8 protein-coding genes and 4 pseudogenes are annotated in these 12364 nt (G+C 56.9%); 3 read left to right on the forward strand and 9 right to left on the reverse strand.

Annotated elements, in window-relative coordinates; genetic code table 11:
• A pseudogene (locus tag C9413_RS17295) lies at positions 1 to 514 on the forward strand (adenylosuccinate lyase family protein); the annotation flags it as partial.
• A gap of 1215 nt (positions 515 to 1729) precedes the next feature.
• Here C9413_RS17295 and C9413_RS17300 read toward each other — a convergent pair.
• Positions 1730 to 3847: a carboxy terminal-processing peptidase gene (locus tag C9413_RS17300; RefSeq protein ID WP_040116335.1), complete on the reverse strand. Its 2118-nt coding sequence runs from the start codon at positions 3845 to 3847 to the stop codon at positions 1730 to 1732.
• 150 nt (positions 3848 to 3997) lie between these two features.
• Between C9413_RS17300 and C9413_RS33420 the strand changes: the two are divergent.
• A pseudogene (locus C9413_RS33420) lies at positions 3998 to 4196 on the forward strand (ATP-binding cassette domain-containing protein); the annotation flags it as partial.
• 137 nt (positions 4197 to 4333) lie between these two features.
• Here the strand turns inward: C9413_RS33420 and C9413_RS17310 are convergent.
• The gene (locus C9413_RS17310; RefSeq protein WP_040116337.1) at positions 4334 to 4537 is read right to left on the reverse strand and encodes a hypothetical protein; all 204 of its coding nucleotides are present in this window, start codon (positions 4535 to 4537) and stop codon (positions 4334 to 4336) included.
• A gap of 216 nt (positions 4538 to 4753) precedes the next feature.
• A pseudogene (locus tag C9413_RS33425) lies at positions 4754 to 5297 on the reverse strand (DNA-binding protein); the annotation flags it as partial.
• A gap of 464 nt (positions 5298 to 5761) precedes the next feature.
• On the opposite strand from C9413_RS33425, the gene C9413_RS17315 reads away from it, so the two are divergent.
• Positions 5762 to 6838, forward strand: a complete 1077-nt coding sequence (locus tag C9413_RS17315; RefSeq protein WP_040116743.1) for a GSU2403 family nucleotidyltransferase fold protein — start codon at positions 5762 to 5764, stop codon at positions 6836 to 6838.
• 123 nt (positions 6839 to 6961) lie between these two features.
• On the opposite strand, the gene C9413_RS17320 is transcribed toward C9413_RS17315, so the two are convergent.
• From C9413_RS17320 to C9413_RS17345, 6 genes and pseudogenes are all read right to left on the reverse strand, one after another.
• Positions 6962 to 7684, reverse strand: a complete 723-nt coding sequence (locus C9413_RS17320; RefSeq protein WP_052451901.1) for a HEPN domain-containing protein — start codon at positions 7682 to 7684, stop codon at positions 6962 to 6964.
• Between the two features lie 114 nt (positions 7685 to 7798).
• Entirely contained in the window at positions 7799 to 9310 is a 1512-nt protein-coding gene (ltrA, locus tag C9413_RS17325; RefSeq protein ID WP_210263535.1) for a group II intron reverse transcriptase/maturase, read from the reverse strand.
• A 621-nt stretch (positions 9311 to 9931) separates the two neighbouring features.
• A pseudogene (locus C9413_RS17330) lies at positions 9932 to 10090 on the reverse strand (nucleotidyltransferase); the annotation flags it as partial.
• Entirely contained in the window at positions 10090 to 10368 is a 279-nt protein-coding gene (locus tag C9413_RS17335) for a hypothetical protein (RefSeq protein ID WP_133939326.1), read from the reverse strand. The pseudogene C9413_RS17330 and the gene C9413_RS17335, both read right to left, overlap by 1 nt.
• A gap of 79 nt (positions 10369 to 10447) precedes the next feature.
• Entirely contained in the window at positions 10448 to 11371 is a 924-nt protein-coding gene (locus tag C9413_RS17340; RefSeq protein ID WP_040116340.1) for a transcriptional regulator, read from the reverse strand.
• Positions 11372 to 11535: 164 nt separating this feature from the next.
• Positions 11536 to 12360: a carbohydrate ABC transporter permease gene (locus C9413_RS17345; protein ID WP_022712997.1), complete on the reverse strand. Its 825-nt coding sequence runs from the start codon at positions 12358 to 12360 to the stop codon at positions 11536 to 11538.
• Positions 12361 to 12364 lie beyond the last annotated feature (4 nt).

Consider the following 12364-nt stretch of genomic DNA (forward strand, 5'->3'; position numbering starts at 1 on the left):
GGTGGGTAGCTCGACGATGGCGCAGAAACGCAATCCCTCCACAGCCCTAATGCTGATCAGCCTTTGCCGCATGACGTCGGCTCGCCTTCCCCTTGGAGTCGGCTCGATGGTGCGGATGGACGAAGGTGACTCTTCAGCCTCGAACGTCAGCGACGTCGCAATCCCCGAAGTCGGGATCCTCGGCGCTTCGATCGCAGCGACACTCGACAGACTGATCGATGGCCTGGACGTGCATGTCGAGGCAATGAGCAAGAACGCCGGGATCACAAATGGCCTGATTGTGTCCGAAGCAGCCATGATGCAGCTCTCGGATCGTATTGGCCGTCACCACGCACATCATCTTCTGTACGAAGCCGCACAGCGTTCAGTCATGGAGGGCGTGGCATTCACACAGGCCATTGCCGAACATCCCCGGATGGCCGGGCACGATATGGTGACGTTGAATGTGAGCGGTTACACAGGGGAATCCGGTACACTTGTAGATCGGCTCGCCGGCATAAACGAAGACTTATGAAGGGGACGCGAAGCAGCTATAAGCCCAAACCGCAGCTGGCATGGAGGACGATGCCGGGTTAGCTTCCTCGCCTTGAAAGGAATCGAACTTCCGACCTACTGAAAACAGGGCCTTAAAGATGCAACTGTCAATAAATAATGCTTGCAAAACGTGTGAAAGAATGGCGACGAAACGGCCGGCATTCTCTGCTTGCGGCTATGGTGGCACGCCAGCGGCGAAACCTTCCAACCATCTTTGTTAGAAAGGCCGCAGGACAATCAGCTGGTGTACGGCTTCGGCCGTAAAATCCTGTGCTGTGGAGGCTGCCCGCGACGACATTCGGATTCGCGGTGAACAATACAACCGCCAAGCCGTGAGCTCGTGTGTGCCGCTCACGTAAAAACACCGATCGACGGTAGTTTCCCTGCCCTGTCGATAAAGGTGAAGCGCGGCAGCAGAATCAGGTGGGAGTCAGGCCAGGTTGCTGTGCAAATGCACAACCGCTTCACTATTCCGACGGTTCACTTGATATTCTCTGGCTGGAAAGAAATAAGACAGCACGCTTCGGAAATTGACGACCCTAATCCGACAAACTTCGTGGGAGGGGACCGCTGTCCTCAGCGTCGCTGGGCCACCGCTAATAGCGTTAGAAGGCTACCTGAGGCGGCTCGCGGGAATTGATCTGTGGGCGAGACTGAACCCGAACGAATTTTGATTCATCGCAGCGGCGAATAAGAATGCAATCTGACACTGATCGGCCGGTCAAATTTGATTCTATCTGGCGCCTTCCTTGATGTGAGGAAGTTTGTTGCTCTCGGCGTTCCAAGAGGTGCATCACTGTATAATTGGTAGTATGCTGTCTTATCTCTTTGCAGATCGATTTGGGTGATACTGATCTCAAGGCTTTCGCCCGCGAAGCGGGAGATAAGGCGATTTCGCGCGTGTGATCTTCACGCGGGTTTCCGACATAACGGTGATATTATTCAAACCCGACGACAGTCCTCATCGCATTGTTTTTATTTAATTTATTTCAGCCTTTACGCCTGATCAACGGCGATTCCGACAAAATGGGATGATGACAACTGTCGTAAAGATATCGTCGTTACGCATTCCTGCCTGCTTTTTCGGCGCATTAGATTAGGCCATGGCGTCGCGCGCTGCACTTCCTCTGCTATCATGCCGCTGCGGAAGATACGATTGCGAAGCTTCCCATACCGCTGCCCCGGTCGGTGCGACTTATTTTCCGTTCGCGTCTCCCGATTGCTTTGTGGCTGCCTCTACGACGTGTTCCTGCAAATCCGTCTCGTCTGCAAGAATGGCGACGGCCTCGTCCAGCAGGACGTCTTTTGCCTTCTTGCGGGCATTCTCGATGGCAATAGCAGCGCTCAGGCTACGCTCATCTGCCTCCAGACCATCATCTCCACCAGGATCCTCGCCATCGCTTGCCTGCGCTCGAGCCTTGAACCGATTTTTTCGAGCAGTCGCTTCGTTGCGACGTTCCGCTTCATTCAGGGAAACAACCCCTTTCTCGCGCTGCGCCTTGAGGTCGGCAATGTCTTGCAGCAGACGTTGGAAGTCCGGATCACCCTTAACCCGCGCATCATGGCGGCTTTGCAATGTCGGCAGCAAAGTCTTGACCGTGTCATCGGGAGCGTAGTTCGCGGGCTTGATCTGCGCCCACGGCAGCGCATTGTCATAACTGGTCTCGCCGAAGCTCGTCGGATCGGAAAGGCCCGGCAAGCTGATATCAGGCTTCACGCCGCGCAGCTGCGTAGTCTCGCCGTTGACCCGGAAAAACTGGGCAATCGTCACTTTCAGCTCCCCGAATTCAGGTTTGCTGTTGCGAACCGTCTGGTCAAGATCAATGACGGTTTGAACGGTGCCCTTCCCGAAACTGGGTTCGCCGACGATCACGCCTCGACCGTAGTCTTGGATGGCCGCGGCAAAAATCTCCGAAGCCGACGCCGAGCCGCGATTGATCAGGACACCCATCGGACCTGTCCAGACAGGCGCTGCAAACTCAGCGCTTTTGACTTCGATCTTGCCGTTGCTGCTGCGTTGCTGAACAACCGGGTCATTGCCGATGAAGAGACCGGTCAAATCAATCGCCTCGTCCAATGAACCGCCGCCATTGTTGCGCAGGTCAATGAGAACACTGTCGACCTTTTCCTGCTTCAGTTCGTCGAGAAGCTTGGCGACGTCGCGGCTTGCGCTTTTGTAATCCTTGTCTCCTTTGCGCTTGGCTTCAAAATCCTCATAGAATACCGGCAAAGTAATGATCCCGATTTTGCGCGTGGCGTCGCCCGCCTTCACGGACAGCACAGCCTTCCTGGCAGCCTGCTTATCGAGACTGATTTTATCGCGCACCAGGCTGATAATGCGATGCGTGCCATCTGCTCCAGCGTCTGCCGGCAGGATGTCCAACCGCACGACGGAGCCTTTTTTCCCGCGTATCATCTGCACGACTTCATCAAGGCGCGTGCCCACCACTTCTTTGATCGCCCCATCCTTGCCTTGACCAACGCCGGTAATGCGGTCTCCGACCGAGAGGCTGCCGGACAGCTGCGCCGGCCCGCCAGGCACGAGCTCACGGATCGTCGTGTAGTCGTCGCGTTCCTGCAGCACAGCACCGATACCAAACAGCGAAAGCTTCATCGAGACATTGAAGTCGGCTGAAGCGGCCGCGCCGAAATAGTCCGTGTGTGGATCAATCGACGTTGAATAGGCGTCCATGAACGACTGGAAAACATCGTCGCTTTTAAACTTATAAGCGCGCTCGAGCGTGTTTTCATAACGTTTATCGAGCGTTTCGCGAATAACCGCGTCGGGTTTGCCGCCCAGCTTCAGCCGCAACCAGTCGCTTTTGACGCGCTTGCGCCAAAGCTCATTGCTCTCCGCTTCCGACTGTGGCCAAGGCTCTTTTTCGCGCAGCACGGAATAGTTTTCCTGTGCGCCGAAGTCGAAGTCCTGCTTAAGCAAGTTGCGCGCGTAGTTCATGCGATCAACAACGCGCTGTTCATAGGCGTTGAAGATGGCAAATGGGATCTTCAAGTCCTTCCGTTCTATCGCATTGTCTAACGCGCTGCGGTCAGACATGAACCTGTCGATGTCCGCTTGCAGGAAGAGCATACGGTCGGGATCAAGTGACTTGATGAACCGATCCATGACCCTGGCCGACAAGGTGTCGTCGAGTGGAATGGGCCTGTAGCTATACCGCGTAAGAAATTGCGCACTTAACTGGGCGGCTTGCGCCTGTCGCGTCAGCGGCTTCAAAAGAGGCGGTGGGGCGACTTCAGCATATGCGGACTGTACGATTGCAAGAAATGCACCGAGAAAAACGTTGGGTATGCGCATTCAGCGTTGATCCAATTCTTTATGCCTGTTGTCGACGTATGATCTAGGTGAGGCAATTATGGTTTTTTGGTAACCAGGTGGCAAACGGCATCGTCTGCAAAGCCGCAGAAAAAGTATCCGGCATGATCAGGCGGAAGAAAATGAAGCGTTATCTTCGAGACGGCCCCGCAATCTGTCGGCGCCGGGAAATCGTCCAGACCGGCGGCAGGCGGAGTGGATGGCGGATGCCGCCCTGATGCAGGTCGGCTTGACCCTTGAAGAAGTGAAAGGCCAATTTCCCCACGAATTGTCCGGCGGCCAGCTTCAGCGCGTCGCCATCGTCCGCGCGCTTATCCCGCAACCGCGCCTCGCACCTGGCGACATCGCGAGCGTGACCGGAGTTGGAAGCGCCGAATACCTGACGCTTCAGTTTCGTACGCACTATAGCGTCAGCCCCTTGATGTCCCGCAGTCGCTATTTGTAATGGCCGGTGATTCAGAGTCTGTGTCAGTAAGCGTCGACTGCCATTGGTTCAGCGGCGGCCAGAATGATGGCGATCGCGAGTAGCAGGGGACCCATCCACTTGAAGTGGCGAACTACGGGCAATCTGTTGCGCGGGTTCTTTGATAGCGGCAGATACTCAAAGCCAACGGCTGTCATCCACAGGCCGGCGCAAAACATGATGAATTCGTCAATGTAAGCTGCGATCATGATTTTCTGTCTTCGGAGGCGCTGCGACAGTCTATGTGTCCAGGAGTAAAGCGGCTACTATAAAGGCAGGGTGAGAGGCGAACTCCTCGCCTTGAAAGGACTCGAACCAGAAGTGCTCCGAGGCCAGAAAGTGCTAATAAGAAAATTGCATGAAGTGCGTAACACAACGCTTCGCCCACGAAGCATTGATTTCATTCCATAAATCAGAGCTGCTGATCAAAGCCTCGGCTGCCACTCTGACATGTGGAGTATGTTTCTCCCGAGCTTCTGGAAAGCCCGTTGGCGACAGGAAAAACAATGATCTGCTGGTCTCTCAACTGTCGATGGAGTGCGCCAAACATCTTCTCAATGCGATCGTCATCCGAATAGACGAGCGCGTCGTCAAGGATGACCGGCGCCGGTCGTCCGTCGCGCGCAAGAAGCCTCGCAAAGGCGAGCCGTGTCTCCACAGAGAGCTGCTCACGCATACCACCGCTCAGACGATCGACGTCCTCCTCCTGTCCGTTGCGCAAGATAGTCTGCGGCAGAAGCGTCTTGTCATCGAAGGTGATGGAAACGTCGTCGAAGAGCAGTCTGAGAAGCGGCCCCGCTCTGCCATGTCGGGCTTGAGACAGAGTTCGCGGGCTTCGGACCGGGCAGTCTCTAATGCTACAGTCAACCGCTGCAGGACAGCTACTTCCTTCTCGAACGCCCCGACACGCGCCTTCGCGGCAGAATAAGCCTCGGCGGCCTCACGCCATTTCTCTTCCACCGCCTCGTCTAATAGAGCAGACCATCGCGATAGCGTCGGTGTGGTCATCAATTGCGACACGATGGATGGTTTCGGCTACGCGCGCAAGCTTCCCCGCACCCCGTTATAAGGTTTTGGCAGACACTAATAGCTGGCGCTTGATCGAAAGGTTCCGGGCAAACGACGCTGTGCTGCCGATGACATTGGACTACGCCGACGAGCGGGCCGATCAGCCATCGGACTAATTGAACACGACAACCATCTTTAACCCCGGTTTTCCGGGATTTTTCGTAGCAGCCACCCGTTATAAGTTTTTGGCAGAGACTTATAACGTTGACACAGCGAGCATAGTTATAAGGTCTTGGCAGACACTTATAACGGCGGTGTGTGAGATGAGCGAAGACGATGTCATTCGCAGAAGGTAACGGCGCTTCGAAGAGCTGATGACCGAACTTGCCGGCGAGAGGGCCGCCGCACTCGAGAAGGAAACGTCAATGTTTAGAGAGATCGACATCAGTTACCGGACGATGTTCGCGGAGCTAACGCAGCGGACGCTCGATCCGCAATTCGCGGCGGACTTCCCCTTGGAGGGATGGTTCGTGACCGTGACCGTCAAAGATCGCGACTACTGGTATTTCGATCTCCCTACCCCCGAGAGCAAGGACAAGCGAAGCTATGTCGGCCCACACTCCGACGAGGCGATCACGCAGCGGGTGAAGGCCCACAAGGAGATCAAGGACAACATCCGGGAGCGGAGGCGCATGGTTAGCACGCTGCGACGTGCTGGCCTCCCCGGTCCCGATCCCGTTGCGGGCGACGTCACGAAGGCCCTCGCCGACGCCGGATTGTTCCGGCTGCGGGCCGTCCTGATCGAGTCGGTGGCATTCAGCACCTATGCGGGGATGCTCGGCGTTCGGCTGCCCTCGGCTGTAATGCAAACAGGCGACGCGGATTTCGCGCAGGATTTCGCGGTCTCGGCTGGGGTCCAAGACAGCCTGCCGCCGATCCTCGAAATCCTTCAATCAGTCGATCCAGAATTCCGAGCGGTTCCGCACCAGGCGGACAAAGCCAAAGTGGTCGCCTTCCAGAATGCGAAGGGCTACCGGGTGGAGTTCCTGACGGGAAACCGGGGATCGGACGAATACACGGGCAAGCCGTCTCCCATGCCTGCCCTCGGCGGCGCGTCGGCGGAAAACCTGCGTTTCCTCGATTACCTGATCTACGAGCCCGTTCGCACGGTGCTTCTCTTCCGCGAAGGCGTGAACGTCCTCGTCCCGGCTCCCGAGAGGTATGCCGTCCACAAGCTGATCGTGTCGTCCAGAAGGCTCACGGACACGCTAGGACGTGTGAAGGCGGACAAGGACCTGTCGCAGGCCGCCTTGCTCTTCGAGGCCCTCGTGGAGACGCGCCATGGCGACGAGCTGGCCGATGCTTGGGAAGAAGCATGGGAGCGAGGGGATGCGTGGAAAGAGGGGATCGTCAGCGGCCTATCGAGACTGCCCAAGAACGGGGTGAAAGCCCTCGAAAAGGTTCTCGGCCCCGAGGTGGTGGAAAGTCTGCTGAAAAGGTGATCGAGCGATGATGATCGTGCCAAAGCGAATATCCCGGGTTCGAACATCGCGGACGCGGCGAACGATCACTATCGCTTATCGATGGTTGATTGATTTGGCGTCCGCTTGCGTGCTAGCCCTTCGTCACTGGGCTTTCAGCGCTAAAATTTTGAGCTGATCAATTCGTCCTTGGCACAGGTCCTCTATAGCCTTCTGAAGTGATCGAGTGCGTTCTAGCAGCCACTCAAACGCCTCTCCCGTGATGCTGTAGTGGCTTGAATATCGGGCCTTAACGTAGGCTTCATTGATGACGTTGAACCAAGCCTCGTAGCGGGCGCGGTCCCGCGGCCAGACTTCTGCTAATTGCAGCGTTTGCTCCTCGGCGAGACCTCGCAAGAACGTTAGATTGTGAGATGCGGGACTGTAATTCGTCATGACAAGCAAATGACAAGAATAAGACTGCTCTATTGCCTGATGAAGCAAAAACGCGCCCTCGTTCAGCATACGATCCCTGTAGGCTGTGTCCGCTAGCCTCGCCATATTCTTCGCCATTGAAAATTTTTCGGAGAAATGTCGAGCGGCGGCCTCATGAGCAGCGCTTGGAGCCAAAATCTTCGCCACAGGAAGCGGCTCTTGGTCGACTTCATAAAGAACGATGCCATCTCGCCGAATATCCGAGAAGAAATGCTGCCCCTGATGTAGGGCGTCGCCAACCTCGCGCCGTGAATGGATGATCGGATTGACGAGAGTCTTTATGCCCCGGTCGCGCATCAACCGGTGCTTGGCAGCATACCAATATTCGGGATGGGTCGATTTCTTCGTGCTGACGATGATAAGGATATCGTAGTCCGAACGGTATCCTTTCATCGTATGGGGTTCATCAACCCAGGTGCCGCGGGGTAGAATAGGCGACTAGCGCCGTGCTGCCTCTCGGCAGTCGGTTTCTAGTCGCCTTTCGCCGAACCGGACGTGCATCTTTCGTTATGCATCCAGCTCTCCAGAAGACATGGCAAAGTCAGGCGAGTCCATCCAATCGTAGCGGTACCGGCAGACCGAGGTCCACGCGAGCAGATGTTGTTCGACGTGGCCTTCGCGCCAGAGCCGCCGTGTCGGACGCCGCAGACTGCGGAGACGATGATCCCGCAAGATGTTGCGTCCGTGCGTCTTTGGGCGTTTCCGCCGCAACCAGAGCCAGAGCCTTTTGCCGACATACCAATCGAGATCGGTAAAGACGCGCCCGGCTCGGGCGCAGTAACGGTAGTAGTTCGCCCATCCGCGCAGGATGGGATTGATTTCCTGGAGTGTTTCGCCAAGACTGCGCGCTGTTCTTCGTGTGGTGCACAGTTTGGCTTTTCGACGCAGATCGGCGGCCTTGGCTTTGGGTATTTCAACGCGGGGGCCGTAGCCGTAGCGTTTGTCCCATCGCATCGTGACGTGGAAGCCAAGGAATTCGAATCCCTCCGTCACAGCCGTAACCCTTGTCTTTTCCGGCGACAATTCGAGGCCCGTGGTCAGGCGGAGGTGTTCGGCCAGTGCGGATTTTTCCGCCTTGGCATCGTCCTCCGTACCCGACACCATCACCACGAAGTCGTCGGCGTAGCGTACCGGATAGCAGATGCAGAGCCCAGCTCTGTCATCTCGCTGCCGCGCACCCCGCGCCGCTGCCACTCCATCACCTTGCCGGTGTGCTCGGATCTTGCTGCGGTGCTCGACCCACCGTTCGTAGCGTTCCTCAATCGCGCTGAGCGCGATATTGGCCAGCAGGGGTGAGATGATCCCGCCTTGAGGAGTGCCGGCTTCGGTGCGGATGAACTGGTCCTCCGCCATGACGCCGACTTTCAGGAACTGTCCGATCAGCCTGACCACCCGACGGTCGGCCACGCGTAAGCGAACCCGGTTCATCAGAAGGTGATGGTTGATGTTATCGAAGCAGCCCTTGATGTCCCCCTCAATGATCCATGGATACGGCAGCCGGGTCCGGTGACCATCGCCGTCGCGCTTGCGCGGCTGGATAGTCGCCCGGATATTCTCCAAGGCGCCGTGCGTGCTTCGTCCGGGCCGGAACCCGTAGGAGACCCGCCAGAATTGCGCCTCGAAGATTGGCTCCAGAAGTATTTTGATGGCGCCTTGCACGACGCGATCCTTGACCGTGGGGATGCCCAAGGGCCGGAATTGCCCCGGTTTTCCGGGCTTTGGGATGAGTTTGCGTCTCGCCGGGCTGGGCCGGTATGCGCCGGAGCGCAGTTCGGCTTGCAACTCTTTGAGAAAGCGATCTTCGCCCCTTTTCCGGATGCGACCCACAGTTAACCCGTCGATGCCAGCTGTTCGTCCACCTTTGTTCGAGGCGACGCGTCGCCAGGCGTGGCGCAGCGTGCGCGGATCGGTTAGCCAACCCCACATATCGCGCCATCCTTCGTCGGGATGTGCCTTACTCCACTGATAGAGTTTGCGCTGAACGCCGAGTATCCAGGCGAGATCCGCCCGGCGATCCATGTCCACAGATCCTTCCTCCGTCGTGCAAGTCTATCGTCTTCCTGCTTCCCTTCGCCCTGTGCGCGGCTTTCCCGCACTCCGACTACTACGGAAGCTCCGCCCTCGGGTTCGTCCTTCTCCGGCCGTCGCGGCTAGCCCAGTTCCTGCTGGGCGGGCGATCCGAGTTCCCGTGTTCCGGTTCCTAACCTTTGTGTCGGTAGGTGGTGAGCTCTACCCCTGACAATGCGGGAGGAAAGGTTATGGAGAGTGCCCCTTCCTCGGGTGCGCCCTCGGCGCATCCAGCAGCGAAGAATTACAAGCCCCGCCGCTTCAGATTGCTTGGCCCTCTCGCCATCACGATGTAAGGGCGTGGTTCGGTAAATACAGAGGCTTCCAGCACTCACTTCGTTGCCTCACCATAGACACTGCGGTAGCCCGGCCTACGGCTGATGGGCCGTATCCGTTTCATTTAAGATCGATCTGCTGATGACACTCCGCCGGCGACACCCGGCCGAGCTTTTCGATCCCCTTCCGTCTACTACTCTCTGTAGAGGGGTGACATTCCAGTCACCGGTCAAGAACCAGTTAGTTTGGGAGGTTGCCTTTATTGCATGATAACCTCCCGCGCCTTCACGGCGCACCGTAAGAGCCGAAGAGGATGATCTTCCAGATGCGGCCCTTCTTCTTGAATTCCGCCTCCCCTCCCTTCAACGCGTTCTCGAATTCCTCATGAATGATCTCGACAACACGCGCCAGTTCGCGCTGCTTCTTTTCCGGCAGATGATCGAGGCTCGACTTCATCAAGGGTAAAACTCCCGTTGAATCATTTTCTTAGCGCATCCACTGACCTGCGCGCCACCGCAATTTCTGAAGGGAAACGGCATGAACCTGGCCGGTTCGCGATTATTCCAGTCGCTTGAGGTGTAGATGTACGATATCGCCGTTCTTCTCCGACGTCCCCAGATACACATCTGCTCGATACCGGTCTCAACGCCTTGCCCATTCTTCTTCACGCCGGCATCGATCGCGCGCTCAAGGCGGGGAACTTTTTGCCGAAAGCGGCGTTTGTCTGCTGTCACCGAACTCGACCAAGTCGATGACATTCATGGGGCTCGCCGACATGACAGGAGGCGAGCTTCTTCCTTTTCCGTGGTTTGCTCAAAAATAGATCGACATCACCAGGTCCTGGTCGAAATCACCGAAGCCCTTGCCAAAAATATTCATGCCGCCCGGATTGTCCGCCTTCTCGTCAATGCCGATACGAAAGCGAATGGAATGATGATCGGCAATGCCGAGCGAGGCAATCGTCTGTGTCGAGACCATCGCACCATCGATCCAGGTTCCCTTGTCATCGATCGTCCAGGTCTTGAGCTTGCCGTATTGCGAGCCGCTAAGCTTCCACCAAGCCGGCGAGTACATGCCGCGCCGGTCGCCGAAATCGCCCGGTGACGTCCAGTGGCCGGCCTTGATGCCATTCACCCAGATCGAAATGTCGGATGGCCAGTTGGCATTGGTCGCCGGCGTCTCGGAGCTGAGCTCCGCCGAAAAATCCACCTTGCGGATCTTTCGGCCCGTGACCTTGGCATTGTTCGGAAATTTGTACTCCACATAGCCGCGGGTGAACCATAAAAGTGCGGCCTGCATGCGCTGCGGGTCGAGGAAGACTTCCTGCACGTCCAGCATGCCGATGACATTGTTGACGGAGCACAGGCCACAGGGCGCCTCCACTTCGAACTCCGTGAAAAGTCCGATCGGCATGCTGACGGTTACGACGTCTTCCGCAGACTTTGTGCCACTGGCGTCAAAACGGATCAGAATTTCGTCGTAGATGCAGGAGCAGACCTTCTGATTACCCTTCGTCGCCTTCATCGTCTGCGTCTGTATCAGCCCTGCCTGTTCCAGCGCCTTCAAGTTGGTCGCCGCCGTCGATTGCGGCAAGCCCATGTGACCGGCGATGTCGTTCACATTCAACGGACCTTTCTGGCGCAGCAGGTTGAGGATTTCGATACGCGTCGGTGAACCGAGGGCCTGTACGACTTCGGCATCCTTCATCGGATCGACGGTTAGAAGCTTAGTCTCCATGCTCTACTACTGGTTCTCCAGTCTTTCTCGGCTGTACTTCGCTGATACCATGCAGGGTTGCCGGTGTCGCCGCCTTTTCTATAGGTGCCGGCCCGCGTCTCGGGAGAGCTGCCGCGGACCGGCTGGGCCTTCTCACCTCGGCCCGAAAGGTGTTCTTCACTCGTCTACCCCTTGATGCCCGAAGAGAGCATCAGCGCCTGTGTGACGCGCTTCTGGAAAAGCAGATAGGCAACTGCGACGGGCATGGCGGCGAGGATCGCGACGGCCATGTCACGGGCATATTTGACGCCGAAGGCATCGCTGATCTGGGTAATGCCGACGGTAACGGTCATCATGTCTTCCGAGCTCGTGACAAGGAAGGGCCACAAGAAGGCGTTCCAGGCCATGATGTAGGTAATGATCGCAAGTGCCGTGGTAATTCCCCAGTTCAGCGGCAGATAAAGCTTGAAGAGGATCTGGAATTCCCCGCAGCCGTCGAGCTTTGCCGCTTCGCGCAGTTCCTTTGGAACGGAATCGAAGAACTGCTTGTAGACTATGACGACCACCGGAACGATCAGTTGCGGCAGGATGATGCCACCCCAGGTGTTGATCAGGCCCAGCCGGTGCATGAGCACGAACTGCGATACCACAAGAGCCTGCGACGGCACCATGAAGCTCGCGAGGATGATGCCGTAGAGCAGTTTGCGGCCCGGAAAGACGATCTGCGACAACGCGTAGGCGCACATCACGCTGATCACGATCACGACGATCGTGACCGTGACCGACGTCACGATCGAATTCATGTACCAAGTGGCGAGATTGGTATTGAAAAGCGCAAAGTAATAGGCCGAAAAGTTGAAGACGTCCGGAATGAAGGTCGTTTTCGATACCACCTCCTGCTCCGGTTTGATCGATGTAACGATCGCCCAATAGATCGGGAATGCCCACATGCAGGCGATGCACAGGGTCAGGACGAGAAGAAGCGCGTTGCCGATGGTCTTGCCGGGCATGTGC

Origin of the sequence: Rhizobium sp. SEMIA 4085 (assembly GCF_013004495.1) — a bacterium.
Lineage (GTDB): Bacteria > Pseudomonadota > Alphaproteobacteria > Rhizobiales > Rhizobiaceae > Rhizobium > Rhizobium gallicum.